The 18,632-nt window shown below is 67.9% G+C and carries 18 protein-coding genes; 6 read left to right on the top strand and 12 right to left on the bottom strand.

Annotated features, from left to right (window positions below):
* Window positions 1-88 precede the first annotated feature (88 nt).
* The gene (locus tag HDA44_RS23575) at window positions 89-529 is read left to right on the top strand and encodes a MarR family transcriptional regulator (protein ID WP_184837879.1); all 441 of its coding nucleotides are present in this window, start codon (window positions 89-91) and stop codon (window positions 527-529) included.
* Between the two features lie 104 nt (window positions 530-633).
* On the opposite strand, the gene HDA44_RS23570 is transcribed toward HDA44_RS23575, so the two are convergent.
* Window positions 634-786 carry a hypothetical protein gene (locus HDA44_RS23570; protein ID WP_184837877.1) on the bottom strand — a complete coding sequence of 51 codons (153 nt, stop codon included), beginning with the start codon at window positions 784-786 and terminating at the stop codon, window positions 634-636.
* A gap of 337 nt (window positions 787-1,123) precedes the next feature.
* On the opposite strand from HDA44_RS23570, the gene acs reads away from it, so the two are divergent.
* The 4 genes from acs to HDA44_RS23550 all read left to right on the top strand — a co-directional run bounded on the left by acs (window position 1,124) and on the right by HDA44_RS23550 (window position 6,009).
* Window positions 1,124-3,058 carry an acetate--CoA ligase gene (gene acs / locus HDA44_RS23565; RefSeq protein ID WP_184844134.1) on the top strand — a complete coding sequence of 645 codons (1,935 nt, stop codon included), beginning with the start codon at window positions 1,124-1,126 and terminating at the stop codon, window positions 3,056-3,058.
* Between the two features lie 157 nt (window positions 3,059-3,215).
* Window positions 3,216-3,599 carry a hypothetical protein gene (locus HDA44_RS23560; protein WP_202887519.1) on the top strand — a complete coding sequence of 128 codons (384 nt, stop codon included), beginning with the start codon at window positions 3,216-3,218 and terminating at the stop codon, window positions 3,597-3,599.
* Between the two features lie 60 nt (window positions 3,600-3,659).
* Window positions 3,660-5,525, top strand: coding sequence for an asparagine synthase (glutamine-hydrolyzing) (gene asnB, locus HDA44_RS23555; protein WP_238352528.1), 1,866 nt, complete (start codon window positions 3,660-3,662; stop codon window positions 5,523-5,525).
* Window positions 5,526-5,550: 25 nt separating this feature from the next.
* Window positions 5,551-6,009, top strand: coding sequence for a MarR family winged helix-turn-helix transcriptional regulator (locus HDA44_RS23550; protein ID WP_184837874.1), 459 nt, complete (start codon window positions 5,551-5,553; stop codon window positions 6,007-6,009).
* Between the two features lie 154 nt (window positions 6,010-6,163).
* Here HDA44_RS23550 and HDA44_RS23545 read toward each other — a convergent pair whose 3' ends face one another.
* The 10 genes from HDA44_RS23545 to pseB all read right to left on the bottom strand — a co-directional run bounded on the left by HDA44_RS23545 (window position 6,164) and on the right by pseB (window position 15,206).
* Window positions 6,164-6,679, bottom strand: a complete 516-nt coding sequence (locus HDA44_RS23545; RefSeq protein WP_184837872.1) for a hypothetical protein — start codon at window positions 6,677-6,679, stop codon at window positions 6,164-6,166.
* A 322-nt stretch (window positions 6,680-7,001) separates the two neighbouring features.
* Window positions 7,002-7,250 carry a hypothetical protein gene (locus HDA44_RS39095; RefSeq protein ID WP_425557137.1) on the bottom strand — a complete coding sequence of 83 codons (249 nt, stop codon included), beginning with the start codon at window positions 7,248-7,250 and terminating at the stop codon, window positions 7,002-7,004.
* A gap of 42 nt (window positions 7,251-7,292) precedes the next feature.
* Window positions 7,293-8,651: a solute symporter family protein gene (locus HDA44_RS23540; RefSeq protein WP_425557138.1), complete on the bottom strand. Its 1,359-nt coding sequence runs from the start codon at window positions 8,649-8,651 to the stop codon at window positions 7,293-7,295.
* Window positions 8,648-8,989: a DUF485 domain-containing protein gene (locus HDA44_RS23535; RefSeq protein ID WP_184837870.1), complete on the bottom strand. Its 342-nt coding sequence runs from the start codon at window positions 8,987-8,989 to the stop codon at window positions 8,648-8,650. Before HDA44_RS23535 ends, HDA44_RS23540 begins: the two co-directional genes overlap by 4 nt.
* 108 nt (window positions 8,990-9,097) lie before the next feature.
* Window positions 9,098-9,994 carry a class I SAM-dependent methyltransferase gene (locus tag HDA44_RS23530; RefSeq protein ID WP_184837868.1) on the bottom strand — a complete coding sequence of 299 codons (897 nt, stop codon included), beginning with the start codon at window positions 9,992-9,994 and terminating at the stop codon, window positions 9,098-9,100.
* 38 nt (window positions 9,995-10,032) lie between these two features.
* The gene (locus HDA44_RS23525; RefSeq protein WP_238352527.1) at window positions 10,033-10,770 is read right to left on the bottom strand and encodes a cytidylyltransferase domain-containing protein; all 738 of its coding nucleotides are present in this window, start codon (window positions 10,768-10,770) and stop codon (window positions 10,033-10,035) included.
* Window positions 10,758-11,573: a hypothetical protein gene (locus HDA44_RS23520; protein WP_184837866.1), complete on the bottom strand. Its 816-nt coding sequence runs from the start codon at window positions 11,571-11,573 to the stop codon at window positions 10,758-10,760. Before HDA44_RS23520 ends, HDA44_RS23525 begins: the two co-directional genes overlap by 13 nt.
* Complete coding sequence (locus HDA44_RS23515) at window positions 11,573-13,054, bottom strand: hypothetical protein (RefSeq protein WP_337906304.1); 1,482 nt, start codon at window positions 13,052-13,054, stop codon at window positions 11,573-11,575. The genes HDA44_RS23520 and HDA44_RS23515 overlap by 1 nt, the downstream gene beginning before the upstream one ends.
* A 10-nt stretch (window positions 13,055-13,064) precedes the next feature.
* The gene (locus tag HDA44_RS23510) at window positions 13,065-14,189 is read right to left on the bottom strand and encodes a DegT/DnrJ/EryC1/StrS family aminotransferase (RefSeq protein ID WP_184837864.1); all 1,125 of its coding nucleotides are present in this window, start codon (window positions 14,187-14,189) and stop codon (window positions 13,065-13,067) included.
* 33 nt (window positions 14,190-14,222) lie between these two features.
* Window positions 14,223-15,206, bottom strand: coding sequence for a UDP-N-acetylglucosamine 4,6-dehydratase (inverting) (gene pseB, locus HDA44_RS23505; RefSeq protein ID WP_184837862.1), 984 nt, complete (start codon window positions 15,204-15,206; stop codon window positions 14,223-14,225).
* A gap of 163 nt (window positions 15,207-15,369) precedes the next feature.
* On the opposite strand from pseB, the gene HDA44_RS23500 reads away from it, so the two are divergent.
* A complete protein-coding gene (locus HDA44_RS23500; protein ID WP_337906301.1) occupies window positions 15,370-16,392 on the top strand; it encodes a PseG/SpsG family protein in 1,023 nt (340 codons plus the stop codon).
* Here the strand turns inward: HDA44_RS23500 and HDA44_RS23495 are convergent.
* Window positions 16,385-18,613, bottom strand: a complete 2,229-nt coding sequence (locus HDA44_RS23495; protein ID WP_184837860.1) for a hypothetical protein — start codon at window positions 18,611-18,613, stop codon at window positions 16,385-16,387. The two genes, HDA44_RS23500 and HDA44_RS23495, sit on opposite strands and share 8 nt — an antisense overlap.
* Window positions 18,614-18,632: the final 19 nt, after the last annotated feature.

The following is an 18,632-nucleotide window of genomic DNA, read 5'->3' as shown; positions in this document are numbered from 1 at the left end:
GGTTCGGCAACAGTCCAGTGTGGTCAATGGTCCGCGCGGGCGGAGCTACGTGCAGGTTCGCGGACCTGTCAGCGCATAGACTGCGCGGGTGGACGAGCAGACCCCGACAGCCCTGACCCAGTTGCCGAGCTGGTTGCTGACCCAGAACGCCGCGCATGCGCAGCGGATCGTCACCGAGTCGTTCGCCGCCGGGGGTGCGCGGGCGTACCACTTCCGGTTGCTTGCGACGCTGGTGGAGTTCGGCCCGGCGAGTCAGGCGACGCTCGGCCGGCGGAGTTCGATCGACCGGAGCGATGTTGTTGCCGCGCTCAACGAGCTGGAAGCCGACGGGTACGTCGAGCGCAGCCCCGATCCGGCGGACGGGCGGCGCAACATCATCACGATCACCACGGCCGGCAAGCGGCAGTACAAGAAGCTGTCGACACTGATCGGCAAGGCGCAGGAGGAGATCTTCGCGCCGCTGTCAGCTACCGACCGTGCCCGGCTGACCACGATCCTCGGCAAGCTCCGCACGTACCACCAGGAATAGCCGGCCACCAGGAACGATCGGCCCACCAACGGCCGATCCATCAGGGGTAGGACCTATTACCGGCGGTCCGATACCACATCGGACCGCCTACGACACTGCGATCATCACCACACCGGGAGCTGGGCGCGGGCATCCTTCTGCGTCCGGCGTACCCGCAGTTCACGCGCGTGCACCCGGCGGCGCGCGGCGCGGGAGATCCTGCGCCGCTCATTGCTCACGGGCGGCTGCGGCGGCGTGGTCGGCTGCGTCGGGTTCACGTCAACTCCGATGCACGGGCGGCCCGCTTGGTTCCGTCGTACCTGAATCCTCAGCCAACGTGGTTGCTGACTGAGCAGTCAACGGGCTAGCTGACTGAGCGGCCAACCAGGTGGCCGTCTGGGCCACTGGGGCCGCCGAACTGCGCCGTCAGGCCCGGAATCGGACCTTTCGGCGCAAAAACGAACCGTCTGGGTGATACGGCAGTTCCGCGTACGGGGTTGACGTTGATACAACAGTAACTAGGCGCTGCCGCCGCGCCAGTAGTAGTCAAGCGATGAGGGAGTCGTCGACGTGACGAATGCAGAGTCACCCCAAACCGAGGCATTGTCGAACCTGATGCATGAGGAACGCCGGTTCGAGCCGCCCGCCGACCTGGCCGCGCAAGCGAACCTGAAGGCCGACGCGTACGATCGGGCCGCCGCGGACTTCGAGGGGTTCTGGGCGGAGCAGGCCAAGCGGCTCACCTGGGCCACCGAGCCGACCGAGACGCTCGACTGGAGCAACCCGCCGTTCGCGAAGTGGTACGCCGACGGCAAGCTGAACGCCGCGTACAACTGTGTCGACCGGCACGTCGAGAACGGTCTCGGCGACAAGGTCGCGTACTACTTCGAGGGTGAGCCTGGTGACACCCGCGAAATCACCTACGCGCAGCTCAAGGACGACGTCAGCCAGGCCGCGAACGCGCTGCTCGAGCTGAACGTCAAGGCCGGTGACATCGTCGCCATCTACATGCCGATGATTCCCGAGACCGTGGTCGCGATGCTCGCCTGCGCCCGGATCGGCGCGCCGCACACGGTGATCTTCGGCGGCTTCTCCTCGGAGGCGCTGAAGGACCGGATCCTCGACTGCGACGCCCGCGTCGTGATCACCTCCGACGGCGGGTACCGCCGTGGCGCGCCGGCCGCGCTGAAGCCGGCCGTGGACGCCGCGCTGGTGGACTGCCCGGACGTACGCAACGTGCTGGTGGTGAAGCGCACCGGCCAGGAAACCGCGATGACCGACGGGCGCGACCTCTGGTGGGAGGACTTCGTCGGCAAGCAGTCGGCCGAGCACCAGCCGGAGGCCTTCGACGCCGAGCACCCGCTGTACGTGATGTACACGTCGGGCAGCACGGGCAAGCCCAAGGGCATCCTGCACACCACCGGTGGGTACCTGGTCGGCACTTCGTACACGCAGTGGGGTGTGTTCGACCTCAAGCCGGACACCGACGTGTACTGGACCGCGGCCGACATCGGCTGGGTGACCGGGCACAGCTACATCGTGTACGGCGCGCTCGCGAACGCGAGCACCTCGGTGCTGTACGAAGGTACGCCGGACACGCCGCACCAAGGGCGCTGGTGGGAGATCATCGCCAAGTACAAGGTGTCGATCCTGTACTGCGCGCCGACTGCGATCCGCACCTTCATGAAGTGGGGCGCGGACATCCCGGCGAAGTTCGACCTGTCCTCGCTGCGGGTGATCGGGTCGGTCGGTGAGCCGATCAACCCGGAGGCGTACGTCTGGTACCGCGAGCACATCGGCGGGAACAAGGCGCCGGTCGTCGACACCTGGTGGCAGACCGAGACCGGTATGCACATGATCTCGCCGCTGCCCGGCGTGACCGCGGGCAAGCCGGGTGCCGCGATGAAGGCGATCCCGGGCGTGAACGTCGACGTGGTGGACGACGCCGGCAAGCCGGTACCGAACGGCTCCGGTGGTTATCTGGTGATCACGAAGCCGTGGCCGGCCATGCTGCGTACGCTGTGGGGCGACGACCAGCGGTTCATCGACACGTACTGGTCGCGCTGGCCGGGCGTGTACTTCGCCGGTGACGGCGCGAAGAAGGACGAGGACGGCGACCTCTGGCTGCTCGGCCGGGTCGACGACGTGATGAACGTGTCCGGGCACCGGCTGTCCACCACCGAGATCGAGTCCGCGCTCGTCTCGCACCCGAAGGTCGCGGAGGCCGCCGTCGTCGGCGCCACCGACCCGACCACCGGTCAGGCGATCGCCGCGTTCGTCATCCTCCGCACCGAAGCCGGCGACGGCGGCCCGGACGTGGTCCAGGAACTCCGCAACCACGTCGCCAAGGAAATCGGCCCGATCGCCAAACCACGCCAGATCATGGTCGTCTCCGAACTCCCCAAAACCCGCTCCGGCAAAATCATGCGCCGCCTGCTCCGCGACGTAGCCGAAAACCGCGAGGTAGGCGACGTCACCACGCTGGCCGACTCCACCGTGATGGACCTGATCAAAACCAACCTGGCCGCCGGAAAGTCCGACGAGGACTGACCTGCAACTGAGTTGCCCCAGGCCCCGGGAGCCTCCCTCCCGGGGCCTACCCATTCACTCAGAAGGCCAGTGGGCGCTTAGTGTGCGAGGGGTGAGCGGAGTGGTGGTGGTTCTGGCGGTGGTGCATGCGGGGTTGGGGGCGGCTTGGGTTGGGGGGATGGCGTACTCGTTGTTCGTGGTGCAGCCGAAGGTGAAGAGGTATTTCGGGGCGGATCAGGGCGGGCGGGAGGCGCTGGTCGCGGTGATTGCGTCAGGGAATCGATGGAAGGTGATCGGTCTGATCGCGGCGATCGCGGTCACCGGACTGGGGATGCTTCTGATCGATCACCGCGGCTGGTGGATTCATGCGGTCAAAGGATTGCTGCTGATCGCGGCGAGCGGGATCTTCTGGTACGTGTCGTGGCGGCACTGGCCGCAACGGGTGTTCGCGACGGCGGCTGAACTTCCGGTACTGCAGCGCCGGCTGGTTGTACTGGCATCGGTGATGCTCGGCCTCGCCGGACTCGCCTTCGCCCTGGGAGTGGTCGCCGAACACCTCTGAGACATTGGTCACGGAAACGACAGGTTGCGTCACTCACCGCGAGAAATACATTGGAGTGGAATGTATCTCGCGAGAGGAGCAACCCTGATGTGTGGCATCACCGGGTGGGTGGCGTACCGGCAGGATCTCGGCGCGGAACAGGGCACCGTCGACGCGATGACCGCGACGATGTCGTGTCGCGGGCCGGACGCCGACGGCACCTGGTACGCGCCGCACGTGGCCCTCGGTCATCGCCGGCTCGCGGTCATCGACCTGGCCGGCGGCGAGCAGCCGATGACGACCGAGGTCGCGCACGACGGGCGGACGGTCACGCTCGGAATGGTCTACAGCGGTGAGGTCTACAACTTCACCGAGCTGCGCGACGAGCTGCGCCGCCGCGGGCATCCGTTCCGGACCGATTCCGACACCGAGGTCGTGCTCCGCGCGTACGCCGAATGGGGTACGTCCTTCGCCGAACGCCTGAACGGCATGTACGCGCTCGCGATCTGGGATCCGCGGATCGAGACCCTGGTGATGGTCCGCGACCGGATGGGCATCAAACCGTTCTTCTACTACCCGACCACCGACGGCGTACTCTTCGGCTCCGAACCGAAGGCGATCCTCGCGAACCCGTCCGTACCGGCCGTTGTCGAGGCCAACGGTTTCCAAGAGTTGCTGACGGCAACAAAAACTCCCGGAAAGTCCTTGTGGGCAGGGATGTCCGAAGTCGAGCCCGGCACCGTCGTCACCGTCGATCGCGCCGGCCTGCACCGGCGTACGTACTGGCGACTCGAAACCCGGCAGCACACCGACGACCAGGAAACGTCGATCGCGCGCGTCCGGGAACTCCTCGACGACATCACCCGCCGCCAGCTCGTCGCGGACGTTCCACGCTGCGTACTCCTGTCCGGCGGCCTGGATTCGAGCGCCATCACCGCGCTGGCGGCCGGTCAACTCGCCGACGCCGGCCGCAAGGTACGCAGTTTCGCGGTCGATTTCGTCGGCCAGGAAGAGAACTTCCAGCCGGACGAGCTCCGCGGTACGCCGGACACGCCGTATGTCCACGACGTCGCCGACCTCGTACAGTCGCAGCACTCCGACATCGTGCTGGAGAACGCGGTGCTGACCGATCCGGACATCCGGCGGAAGGTGATCCGCGCCAACGACGCACCGCTCGGCGGCGACATGTTCTGCTCGCTGTACCTGCTGTTCGCGGCGATCCGCGAGCAGTCGACGGTCGCGCTGTCGGGCGAGTCCGCGGACGAGGTGTTCGGCGGGTACCTGTGGTTCCACGACGCCGAGGTCCAGCAGCACCAGACGTTTCCGTGGGTCGCGTACGCCGTGTCCCGGCGGGGCGACGGGCCGTTCAGCGTACTGCGCCCGGACGTACTGCAGCGGCTCGATCTTCGCGGGCATCTGCACGACCGGTACGCCGAAGCGATCGGCGAGGTGCAACGGCTGGACGGCGAATCCGACCACGAGTGCACGATGCGGAAGATCTGCTACCTGCACCTGACCCGGATGGTGCGGCTCCTGCTCGACCGGAAGGATCGGATGAGCATGGCGGTCGGGCTGGAGGTACGCGTCCCGTTCTGCGACCACCGGCTGGTCGAGTACGTCTACAACACGCCGTGGTCGCTGAAGATATTCGACGGGCACGAGAAGAGCCTGCTGCGGGCAGCGACGCGGGACGTGCTGCCGGAGTCGGTGGTGCAGCGGCGCAAGTCCCCGTACCCGCAGACGCAGGACCCGGCGTACGTGGCCGCGCTTGCGGAGCAGACGCGTGGTCTACTGGCCGATCGGCATCCGGTGTTCGAGCTGCTCGACCGGAAAATGGTGCAGGAGCAGGCGGTGCAGGCGGATGGCGCGGCACGCCGGCACCTGGAACAGACGCTGTCGCTGGCGACCTGGATAGACCTCTATCGCCCAGAGATTCGGCTCGGTTGAAGCTTCCGCGATAGGTAAAATTTGGATGCCTGTGCCACTATGGCGGCTCCCGACGGAGGTGATCGCCTTGGCGCAGGAGGCCCTGCAACTACTGGTCAGCATGCACCGAATCGTCAGGCACCTGCGCCGGAGCCGGACCACTACGGTCCTGCACCCGACGCAGTTCCTGGCCCTGATGCTGATCGCCGACGAGCAACCGATCCGGATCGGCGAAATCGCCCTCCGGGTACCGTGCTCCCAACCCACCGCCACCACCACGGTCGCGGCCCTCGAACAAGCCGGCCTGGTCCGCCGCGAACCAGACCCCGTGGACGGCCGCGCCACCGCCGTGGTCCTCACCGACACCGGCGCCGAAACCGTAGCCGCCTCCGGCCGCCAGGCCGCCGACGAACTCGCCAAACTCCTCAGCCGCCTCCCCGAAGAAGACCAAACCCTGGTCCTCAAAGCCGGCGCAGCCCTCGCCCGAATAACCGACGACCTGTAAACCCCGGGGCATCCAGGGGCATCCAGGGGCAGATGGCGAAACCCCCTCCCCAAACCCGCAGAACTCGCTACAGTTGATCTTGCCGGAGGACACGAGTCTTCCGGAAGTGGACCCGGCAGCCCTCCGGACGGTGGACGAGCCGGGTCTCGCGCTGTCAGAGGGCCTTGACCTGGCAGAACGGCGCGACGGCCCCCTTCCACTCGCCGCCACGGGCCCAGCTCCACGCGACCGCGTCCGGGATCCAGAGCAGCGGATCGGCCTTGGCGACGAGAACGTCCCATCGCAACGTGTCATGGCAGCCGAACCGGTGGGTCGCCTCACGCAGGCGCCGGCGGTCGTGCTCATACGTCGAGTCATCTCGTTCAATCACCAGCCGTTCGGCTGACACCGCGCTGTCTCTGACGATCGCGTCGAGGCACAGCCGCCGCGCTTCGTGTGAGGTGAGGTCGGTCGAGTACAAGTCGACCGTCAGGTGGAAGTCCGCGATGACCTGCAGAATCTGCTTCCGCCTCCGGTTGCTCTCGCTTCGGAAGTGCAACCGCTCCTGCCTGGGCAGCAGCAGGTTCTTCAGCGCCTTACGGTTGACCGCGACGTTGCCGCCTGGGCAGCGGGCGGCGGCCATCAGGAACCCTCGGGACTTGGTTTCGTCGACGAATACGTGGATCGGCATTTCCCCGCCTTGATGAGTAGCAAGGCTTGACACTCACATGTGGGGCGGGGGCGGACGACGCGTGACACCGGGGCAGGTGCGGGCAGGTTGGGGCAGATCGGGGAAAGGGCTGAATGCCAGGGAAATAGGCGGTTATGGTGGTTTCGCCTTGAGACAGAAGAGCCTCTCGGAAGTTGGCCGGGCAGCTCACCGGACGGTGGACGAGCCCGGTCCGCCGGTGGTGGGAGCCGCCGGGGCGGTGAGGTCTCCGGCGGTTCCTGAACCCGTAACAGATGTAAAGGCCGGCTCGCGGTGGGGCGAGCCGGCCTTGTTGGGGAGGGGGTTAGTGCTTGGTGGGGGTTTCGGCGCCGGCGCCGGTTAGGGAGCGGACTGAGAGTTCGTTGTAGCGGGTTTCGCTGGAGCGGTCTTTGGCTAGGTAGGTGCCCAGGACGCCGAACAGGAAGCCGAGGGGGATCGAGACGATGCCGGGGTTCGACAGTGGGAACCAGGCGAAGTCGGCGCCGGTGATCATGGAGGTTGGCTTGCCGGAGACCACCGGTGAGAAGACGACGAGGACGACGGCGGAGATCAACCCGCCGTAGATGCTCCAGACCGCGCCGGACGTGTTGAACCGTCACCAGAACAGGTTGAACAGGAGCGCCGGCAGGTTTGCCGAGGCGGCGACGGCGAAGGCCAACGCGACCAGGAACGCGATGTTCAGTTTCTGCGCCGGGATCGCCAGCGCGATCGCGACCGCGCCGATCCCGATCGCCGCGAACCGGGCCACCCGAAGCTCCTGCTTCTCCGACGGTTTCCGCTTCGCCAGAACATTGGCGTACAGGTCGTGCGCGAACGACGACGCGGAAGTCAACGTCAACCCGGCCACCACCGCGAGAATCGTCGCGAACGCGACAGCCGCGATCAGCGCCAGCAGGATCGAACCGCCGAGCGAACCAGCGCCACCACCGACGGACTCGGCCAGCAGCGGCGACGCGACGTTGCCCTTGGACTCCGCGACCGCCGATCCCTTCGCGGTGTTCAGCAGCGCCGCCGCGCCGAACCCGAGGGCCAGCGTCATCAGGTAGAACACGCCGATCAGCCCGATCGCCCACTGCACGGAACGCCGCGCCGACCGGGAGTCTGGCACCGTGTAGAAGCGGATCAGGATATGGGGCAGTCCGGCCGTACCCAGCACCAGCGCCAGGCCCAGCGACAGGAAGTCGATCTGACCGGTCAGGTCCTTCCCGTACAGCAGACCGGGCTGCAGGAACGACTCGCCCTTGCCGGACTTGGCCGCGGCCGAGCCGAGCAGCTCGGAGATGTTGAAGTGGAACTTCAGCAGCACCAGGAAGGTGATCAGCACCGTACCGGCCATCAGCAGGACGGCCTTCACGATCTGGACCCAGGTGGTGCCCTTCATGCCGCCGATGGTCACGTAGATGATCATCAGCGCGCCGACCAGGATGATCACGGCCGCTTTCAGGCCTTCGCTCTTCACCCCGAGCAGCAGCCCGACGAGCGAGCCGGCGCCGACCATCTGGGCGAGCAGGTAGAAGATCGACACGACGATCGTCGACGTCGCGGCCGCGGTCCGTACCGGCTTCTGCTTCATCCGGAACGCGAGCTGGTCGGCCATCGTGAAGCGGCCCGAGTTGCGGAGCAGCTCCGCGACCAGGAGCAGGGCGACGAGCCAGGCGACCAGGAAGCCGATCGAGTACAGGAAGCCGTCGTACCCGTACAGGGCGATCTGGCCGGAGATGCCGAGGAACGACGCCGCGGACATGTAGTCACCGGCGACCGCGAGCCCGTTCTGCGCGCCGCTGAACGAGCGGCCGCCGGCGTAGTAGTCGGCCGCGGTCTTGTTCTGCCGGGACGCCCACCAGGTGATGTACAGCGTCACGGCGACGACCGCGGTGAACAGGGAGATGGTCAGCGTACGGTTGCCGGGCTCGGCGGCCAACGGAAGGGCCAACGGGACGAGTAGCGCGTTCACCGGCGACGCTCCCTCTTGTACTTGGCGTTCAGCCCGTGTGCGAGCGGATCGAGTTTCCGGTTCGCGAACCGGCCGTACAGAGCGGCGATCAGGAACGTGGACACGAACTGCAGCAGGCCGAAGATCAGCGCCACGTTCACATGCCCGGCCACCTTGTGGCTCATGAAGTCGCGGGCCCAGTTGTTGCAGGCGACGTAGGCCAGGTACCAGGTCATGAAGGCGATCGTCCAGGGCACGACGAAGTTCTTGTAGCGCCGTTTCAGCTCGGTGAAGTCGGCCGCGTCGTGCACCGCCTCGTACGCGCGGGCGTCCCGCTCGCGCACCATCTCGTCGTCCATTACCTATCCCCTCGTCCGGACTCGAACCAGGTGCACGTTAGCCGCAAGTCGGCGATTTGTGACCTACCGCAACCAAAACGTTTCTGGCGGTGCGGTTCCGGAGGGGTGCTAGAGGTGGGGTGCGACCGGGCCGTCGAGGGTGCGGCGGTAGTTGGCGAATTCGCTCGGGCGGGCGCGGAAGCAGTCGGTCAGGTACGGCATCCGCAGCGGCTCCGGTGGGCGGGCGGTGTGTTCGTACAGGAGGTCGATCTGCTCGAGCACCTGGTCGCGCCTGGTCTCCTTGAGTACGGCGACCCGTGAATGTGATTGGGCGAGCTGCCGCAGGCCGTTGCGGTCGAGATCGTGCCAGTGCCGGAACCGGGCCGTTTCGATCAGCGCGAAGAGGTTGGACTGCTCCAGGACCGGGAGCGGTTCGAAGCGGTCGCTGCCGCCTCTGTGCTCGCCCAGATGGGCGTCGCCCTGCATCACCTGCCAGATCCGCCGGACCCACGGTACGACGGTGTCGGCGTTGTTCCAGAGCAGGCCGAGGACGCCGTTCGGGCGCAGCACCCGGGCGATCTCCGGCAGCGCCCGGGCGTGGTCGAACCAATGAAAGGCCTGACCAACGATCACCGCGTCCACCGAGGCGTGCGCGAGCGGGATCGACTCGGCGGTGCCGACCATGGTGTCGACCCCTGGCCGGCGGCGGCAGACGTCGAGCATCTCCGGCGACGGGTCGACCGCGATCACGTGGTGGCCGAGCCCGGCCGCGACCGCCGCGAGCTTCCCGGTGCCGGCGCCCAGATCGAGCACCTGCAGGCCGCGGCCCGGGCCGAGGATCCAGGTCAGTGCCTCGACCGGGAAAGTCGGCCGGCCCAGCTCGTACGCCGCCGCGACCTCGCCGAACGACGTCGCCCGGGCGCCGAACGACGCCCCGCGCAGGCCGGACCCGTTGCCGGTCGCGCTGCCGGCGGCGTGGCCGGATGGGCGATCGGCGGGGCGATCGGCTGGGTCATCGGTGGTCATCGGTGTAAATCATGCCGTAGCCGAAGGCTGCCGCGCCGTCACTCGCCGAGTTTCTTCTGCTCGATATGTGCGTTCAGCGCGGCCAGCTCCGGATGCGCGTCCAGGATCGCGACCAGTTCGGCGCAGCCGAGCCGCGGCGCGTCGAAGTCCTCGATCAGCGCGTCCAGCAGTTTCCAGTCGTCCGCGGTGTCCAGCGTCAGCCGGTACTGGGCGCCGCCGCCGGTCCACGGCAGGTTCAGCAGCCGCATCTCGCCGGAGCGGTTCTGGTGCAGGTACGAGGTGACGTGCTCGCGGTCCGCCTTCAGCGTGGCGCGGGCCTCGGCGTCGTACAGCCGGGCCGCGGAGAAGATCTCGAAGTCCATTCCGCGCGGATACGTACGCTCCAGGCAGTTCGAGATGTACAGGTCGGGGTCGTTCTCGGCGCGCCACCGATCGACGCCCGCGGCAACGATCTCCGGGTCGATCAGCGGGCAGTCCGAGGTGACCCGGACCAGCGCGTCCAGGTCGTGTTCGCGGGCCGCGCCCGCGAACCGGCTGAGGACGTCGTCCTCGCTGCCGCGGAACACCGGGATGCCGTGGTCCTCGCACACCTGCACGACCAGGTCGTCCTGGTGGTTCGTGGTGGTCGCGACGATCACCGGCAGATCGGTGCGCGCGAGCCGGGCCAGGTGATGTTCCAGGTACGTGCGGCCCGCGACGGTCAGCATCACCTTGGCCGGCAGCCGCGTACTGGTCACGCGGACCTGGGTGACGATGCCGATCTTCAGCTGTTCCATCGGAACATCTCCCGGATCTCGGCCGGACCGGCGACATGGTCGACGCCCAGCTCGGTGTCGGTGAAAGCACGCGCGGCGGCGGCGGGTACGAACGGCTGGTCGAGCTCCGGCCAGAGCCGTTTGATCCGCGCCTGGCCACCGAACGACGGGTGCTCGTTCTCCAGCACCATCGGATCACCGTACACACCGGGCTGCAGGCCGAGCGAGGCGCCGTACAGAACGGCCGAGCTGAGCCGGTTGGAGGCGACCCGTTCGTGCTTGCGCAGCTCGCGGAGCTGGTTGAGCAGGAAGTTCGCGTTCGTACGCCGCCAGTGCAGGCCGCGGTAGCCGTGCGTGATGACGCGGAACCCGGCGTCCTTGTAGACGTTGCGGATCGCGGGTTTGTCGTACTCGTTCCAGTACAGGCAGACCGTCACCGGGCCGGTCTCGTGCTCGTTGATCGAGGCAACGATCCGGCCGTGGTCGCCGAGTACGTGCTGGCCTTCCCAGCCGTGGAACGGGTAGAAAATGGTGCCCTTGGCCCGTTTCGCCGGCGTGGCCAGCTCGGGGTGCACCTTGAGCAGGTACAGCCAGACCGAGCCGATCACCGAGTAGTTCCGCAGCCCGAGCGCGTGGCCGCGGCGGCGGACGCTGTCGGACCAGACGAACTTGGGCATCCCGGGCGCGAAGTTCGTACCGTGGGCGAAACCGTCGAGGATGTTCCAGCCGTGCTGCAGGTAACCCCAGATCCGCGGCGGTTTCGAGAGTCCGGCGTACGTGGCCATGATGTTGGCGTGGCCGTAGAAATGGTTGGCGTGATGCATCAGCGGCGTACTTTCCGCAGCACCCGCTTGAGCCGGCGGCGGATCACCCGGGCCGGGTTCATCACGGCATGACCGACGCGGTACGGCCGGGACCGGCGGATGCCGCTGACCGTACCCTCGAACAGGATCGCGCGGGCGCTCGCGTGTGCCAGCTCGTCGGCCAGCCGCGCGACCGTGGTCAGCTGCTCGGCGCTGCCGCGCGGCCGGACCACTTCATCGGGCGTGAAGTCCGGCTCCGGCACGGTGATACCGGCCATCGCGGCCAGCCGCGCGGTCAACGCGTGCGGGTCGGCGGCGGCGGGCCATGGTTGCCGGGCGCCACTTTCCAGTGCTCGCTTCGCGAAGCGTGCGAGGTGCTCGACGACGTCGAGGTTCTGGGGCTCGCCGAAGAGCCGGTACGAGGTGCCGTCGACGATCACGTTGTCGGGGGAGCCTGCGCCGCCGGCGGCCAGCCACGCTACGTACGCCGGAATTGCTCGCCGGAGTGCTGCTTGATCATCAAACTTCAGAGCCGCCAGTAGCTGCTCCTCCAGCAACATGCCTTCGCCGCTGGGGACGACGCCCGCAGGCAGGGTGGTGGGTGCTTCGGTTCCCATCACGAAGTACCAGGCCGGCGCCAGTTCGAGGGCGAGTCCGGCGTCGGCCGCGTCCAGCACCAGCCGGTACGGGTCCGTCAACACCGGACCTTGGTTGCACGAAGCAACGGCCCGCGCGGCAACCGCGCCCGCGAACCCGTCCACCGAACCCATCGCGACCTCAGCCTGAACAAGCGAGGGAAAGACCGCCAGTACCTGAACGGGGCCGGTCTCGGTGAGGCTGTTGAGGAGCGGTTTCAGGCCGGCAGGTGGTTGATCGGTGAGAGCGCGACCCCAGTCCTCGTCGCGGGGGAGCGCGGCCGTGATGTCGGGCTGAATCAGCCGTTGGAACCCGAACGCGTTCTCTGCGCCCAGCAACAACCGCCCGCCGGGCCGCAGCCGCGAGGTCAACCGCCGAAGCGCCTCGCCCCAAGGCAGCTCCGCGGTGTCCGGCCCCACCAGCCGCCCAAGCCCGTCCAGCGCGACGATCACGTCATACCCGGCGCCCAAACCGGTTTGGGGAGGGCCGCCGGCCGGAGTGGGGAGGATTACCCCCCCAGTTTGGGCCTCGCGCTGCCCCAAACCGGTTTGGGGCGTGTGCGGGGCGTCCGGAAACCAGTCCAGGGAGCCGCAGAAGATCTCGCCCTTGGTGTCCTGGAGCTGTTCGGCCAGCTCCTCGGCGTCGAGGGCCGAGCGGACCAGGAGGTCGGTGGACGTGACTTGGGCCGCGGTCGCCAGGACGAGTTCGGCGGCGTGCGGGCCGGCGATCAGGACGGAGTCGGTGGGCTGGAGGACGGCGGCCAGCAGCGCGGCGGCCGCGGCGCCGGCGGCTGCTGGGCGGGCGTCGGCCGGGTGCAGGTCCGACCAGTTCAGCATCTCTCCGCCGATCAGATTCGATCGGGTCACATCCATCAAGTTATCCAACCAGAGTCACGAGTGTGTCGATCACCCGGTCGACGTCACCGTCGGTGAGGTCCGGGTACAGCGGTAGGGACAGCTCCTCGGCGTAGAACTGCTCGGCATTCGGGCACAACCCCCGCCGGTACCCCTGCCGGGCGAACACCGGATGCCAGTAGACCGGAATGTAGTTCACCTGGACCCCGATCCCGGCCGCGCGCATCCGCTCGAACACCTCACGCCGGCGCCCGCCGAGTACACGAATCGGGTAGAGATGCCACATCGGATCGACGCCGGACCGCTGTACCGGCGTCCGCAGCCCGTCCACCCCGGCGAACGCCGCGTTGTAGCGAGCGGTGATCTCGGTGCGCCGCCGCTTGAACTCCGCGAGCCGCCGCAACTGCGACAGCCCGAGCGCGGCGCCGAGATCGGTCAGCCGGTAGTTGACGCCGTACTCGTGCACCTCCTGGTGCCACGGACCTTCATCGGTGATCTCGAACCGGTCCGGGTCGCGGACCAGCCCGATGAAGTGGAACTCGTGCGCGCGCTGCCCGATCGCCGGGTCCTTGCAGACGACCGCGCCGCCTTCGCCGGTGGTCAGGTTCTTGGTCGGGAAGAAGGACAGTGTGGTGACGTCGGCGAGGTCGCCGACCGGGCGCCCGTCCGCCGTACCGCCGACCGAATGCGCCGCGTCGGCGAGGGTCTTCGCGCCGACCCGGTCCGCGATCGGTTGCAGCGCGGCGTACTCGGCCGCCTGCCCCGCGTAGTCGACCGCGGCGATCACCTTGGTCCGCTCGGTCACCACCGCGTCGACGGCGGCCGGGTCGAGCAGCGCGGTGTCCGCGTCGACGTCCGCGAAGACGACCTTCGCGCCGAGAATCGCGGCCGACGATGCGGTCGCCACGAACGTCATCGGCGTGGTCACCACCTCGTCACCTGGCCCGACCCCGAGCGCGGCGTACGCCATGTGCAGCGCGGCCGTGCCCGACGTACAGCTGACTGCCCGATGCCCGCCGGCCAACTCGGAGATCGCGTCCTCGAACGCAGTGACCGCCGGACCGGTGGTCAGCCAGTCGCCCCGCAGTACCGCGGTGACGGCCTCGATGTCCGCCTCGGAAACAGACTGACGCCCGTACGGCAGCATCAGCGCCTCGTCACGGAATGCCGGCGCCGCACGTCAGGCGTCGCCTTCGAGGATCTTGCGGATCTCCTCGATCGAGTACCACTGGTCGTTGGTGTCGGACGCGTAGTGGAAGCCGTCCTGCACCGGCACGCCGGCGGCCGGCGGCTGGTAGCCCCAGCTGGCCAGGTCGGGCTGCAGGACGTACCGGTTGCCGAGGGAGACGGCGCGGCGGCCTTCCTCCGGGCTGATCATCTCCTCGTGCAGCTTCTCGCCCGGACGCAGGCCGACGTCGTGCATCGCCGCGCCGGGGGCGATCGCCTCGGCCAGGTCGGTCACCTTCATCGACGGGATCCGCGGTACGTACAGCTCACCGCCCGTCATCAGGTCGAACGAATCGACGACGAACTCGACCGCCTCCGGCAGCGTGATCAGGAACCGGGTGCAGCGCAGATCGGTGATCGGCAGCGACTGCCCGGCCGCGTGCAGCGCGCGGAACTTCGGGATGATCGAGCCGCGGCTGCCCATCACGTTGCCGTACCGCACCACGCTGAAGCGGGTGTCGTACGCGGCGGCGTAGTGGTTGCCGTTGATGAACAGCTTGTCGGCGGTCAGCTTGGTCGCGCCGTACAGGTTGATCGGGCTGGACGCCTTGTCGGTGGACAGCGCGACGACCCGTTTCACGCCGCTGTCGATCGCGGCCTCGATCACGTTCTGTGAGCCGACCACGTTGGTCTGGACGAACTCCCACGGGTTGTACTCGCCGCTGTCCACCTGCTTCAGCGCGGCGGCGTGGACCACGTAGTCGACGCGGTGCATCGCCCGCAGCAACCGGGTTCGGTCGCGGACGTCGCCGAGGAAGAACCGCAGCCGCGGATCGTCGCCGAACGACTGGCGTACTTCCCACTGCTTCAGCTCGTCGCGGCTGAAGACGATGATCCGGCGTGGGTCCAAGGTGTTCAGCACATGCCGGACGAAGGTTCGCCCGAAGGACCCGGTGCCGCCGGTGACCAGGATGTCGGAGCCGGTGAGGATAGACACGCGAGCAGGACCCCTTCTGACGGACTGTTTCGGACCGCGCACCAGGGGTGCGGACCTCGAAACAATAGCTGCCCCGGCGACTACCCTCTCAATCCCCGTCTCAGACAGTGCGGATTCTCACCTGAACCCGGTCGTCGGCTCCGCAGCCGATACGGTCTGGGGCGTGAAGCGTGTCGGGGTGCGATGTGATGTGGGGCCGGCCCGCGGCATCGGGCACGTGATGCGCTGCCTGGCGCTGGCCGAGGAGGTGAAGCGCCGCGACGCCGAGCTGGTCTTCGTCTGCGACGCCGATACCGTCCCGTGGGCCGCTGACCAGATCGCGGCCCGCGGATTCGCGGTGCAGCCGGCGGTGTGGACCCCCGACGCCCACCTCGGGCTCTTCGGAAAGCTCGGTCTCGACGCCGTCGTCTTCGACTCGTACGACCTGGACGCCGCCGTCTACTCGGCCGTCCGCGCGAGTGGGCTGCCCACGCTGGCGATCGTCGACGGTGACTTCCGTGGTGCCGAGGCGGACGTGCTGATCGACCAGAACCTTGCTGCCGAGCTCGACCAGCCGGCGCTGCCGCCCAACTCGATCCGGCTGGCCGGTCTGCCGTACGTGATGATCCGCGACGAGATCCTCGGGCACCGCCCGGCCGAACCGCCGGTAGCCCGGCCCAGCGGCGTACCGGACGTCTTCGCGTTCTTCGGCGGCACGGATGCGTTCGGCGCCGGGCCGCAGGTCGCTCGTGCACTGGTGGCCACAGGTCTGCCCTTTCAGGCAACCGTGGTCGCGCCGAACCCTTCGCTGGCCGCACAGGTCGCCGCAGTGACTCCACAGGCTCACCAGCACCTCGAAGTCATCGGGCCGACGGATCAGCTGGCTGCCAGGGTCCGCAAGGCCGACCTGACCATCAGTGCCTCCGGTACGTCGACGTGGGAGCTGCTCTGCCTCGGGGCAACTGCCGGGCTGGTCTGCGTGGTCGACAACCAGGCGATGGGGTACGAGCGCGCTATCGGTACTTGTGCGGCAGCAGGACTCGGTCTACTCAGTGCACTCGAGGCAGACCCGGCGTCGGCGGTTCCAGTACTCAAACGACTGCTCACTGACTCCGTGGAGCGTGAACGGCTGGCACGCGCCGGTTGGGAGTTGGTCGACGGCAAGGGCCGGGAGCGGGTCGCGGACGCGCTCCTGGGGCTCATCTGATCTCGTAGATCGTCGCGTCCAGCGTGGCGTGCCGGATGCGGACGTAGTTCCGCAGTGCGGGTGAGACTTCGCCGGCCCGGTTGTCGGCGTACAGCCAGCGCACTCCGGCGTCACGCAGTCGCTGGATGGCGTTCGGCGATGGCGCCTTGAAGGCGGCGTCGTTCGCGGCCAGCCGCGCACGGTCCCAGTACGGGATCAGGCTCGGGTTTCCACCGGAGGTGAGTGCGATCCGGTTGGCCTGGTTGGAGTACGACCAGCCTTCGATCAGTACTGGTCGCTCCGACAGCGCAGCGAGCCAGAAGTGCCGGCTGTCGCAGACTCCGTCGCGCTGGATGATGCAGTGCGCGTTGGTAGCGACCAGCTCACCCGGCTTGCTGTTCCGCCGCAGCCACTGCGCCGCACCGGCCTCGGCTGCGGTCGCACCGCCACGGAACGGGTGCGCGAAGACCAGGTTGGACTCCTTGTCCGACCCGAACGCCTGTAGTGGCACCAGCGTCGCGCCGATCATGCAGGCAGCCACCGCGGCACTGCCCAGTGCCACCAGGAAGTTGCCAGGCCGCCGCACTACCTTCCAGGCCACGGCCACCAACACCGCTACGACGGCCACAGCAGCCAGTGTCCACAGCCAGGGCCCTTTGATGCCCTGCAGGTCGGCAGACTGCGCCCGGGCGACAGCGAACGCGACCAGACCGAGTAGCCCAGCCGCACCGACCAGCACCACCGCACGGCGATCACCCAGCCGGCCGACCAGGTTCGCCAGTCCAGCAGAGGCCAGTACTGCGATGACTGGGAAGGCGGTCCGCAGGAAGTAGAGCTGGCTCACACCGGACTGCGTGGTCAGCAACGTACCCAACAGCCCTGCGACGGCTACGCCGGCCAGGAAGACCGCACCGGTGTCCCGCCACCGTCGGCCGAGGAAGAACAGTCCGGACGCCGCTAATGCCCAGCTCAGCAGGGTCGTAGCACCAGACAGCAACTGTGCGTGTGGATTCGACACGAGCAGTGAGTACGGCGACAGTTGGACGAACGTCTCGAAGGGCTTGATCTCCGTACCCCAGGTGCTGCCGCCGAAGATCGTGATCAGCGCGGCCACGAACACCGCCAGTGACAGCAGCCCACCGAAGAACGCCGGCCGCGTACTCCGCCGTACCAGTCCGAGCTGCAGGAACGCGAAGGCGAACCCGATCCCGACCACCGGCAGGATCGTCGACTTCGCCCCGGCGGCTACAAGTGCGAGCAGCACCAGCAGTACCCAACGGCTGCGGGGCTTGCCGTTGGCTCGCAGTAGGTCGATCGCCACGATGCACAGCGCCAGCACGATCAGTACGCCGAGGTTCTGCGTCGGGCTCAAGTACGCGGCCACTGCGGTGGAGATACCGCCCAGTCCAGTGGCGGCCAGCGGTTGGACGGCACCACCGAGACCGGCGATGAACACAGCGAGCGGTCCGGCCCAGGTAGCACCCGACTGACCAGCTGGTACGAGTCGCGTGGTCAGTGCGTACACCAGGCCGCACCCGGCCAGGAACAACGGCAGCCAGCTCAGTGCGTGGATCAGATCGGTCAGGTCGATTCGCGTACCCCACTGTGTCGCCGCCGTGGCCTGGTGGAAGAACGTGTGGTACTTCATCGGCTCGCCACCGAGCCACAGCGTCGAGATCGGGACGTCGTACTTCGCACTGGCCGCCAGCGCCTGCTGAAACGCCAGATCGGGGTACGCGCGGAGCGGATCGGTGTACGCAGGCAAGAACTGCCCCGGACCACGCCGGTACACGATCAGCAGCACGACCGCGGTTGACGCGGCGAGCAGCCACGCCTGCAGTGGTCGCAGCGGCTGCTCTACCCGGCGCAGTACGCGCGCCCGGGCGTCGCTGTCCACGAAAGCTATGACCAGTACGACCGGCGCCCACGCCCAGGACCACGCCTGCAGGCCGATCGACGCACTGGCCAGGTACACCAGCACCTGGGCCGCCGTACCGACAGCGAACCCGGCGGACAGGTCCTCCACCAGATTCCGCCCGTAGCCACCGACCAGCCGCCACAGCGCAACGCCCGGTGCGGCGACCGCCACGCCGGTGAACAGCACGAACCGGACCAGCTCGAAGAACGACGCGTGCAGCGCGAGCAGGACAATCGCCAGCACCAGCACCGTCAGCCCGGCGACCAGCCCGGAAAGGGAAGGCCCCGCGGTCCGCGGCCCCCGCCGCCTCGCTTTCGCGCGCATGTCGTAACAGTAATGTGAA

The organism is Kribbella solani (assembly GCF_014205295.1).
GTDB lineage: Bacteria > Actinomycetota > Actinomycetes > Propionibacteriales > Kribbellaceae > Kribbella > Kribbella solani.
The sequence above is the reverse complement of the archived record's forward strand: the minus strand, read 5'-3'. Positions and strand labels throughout refer to the sequence as shown.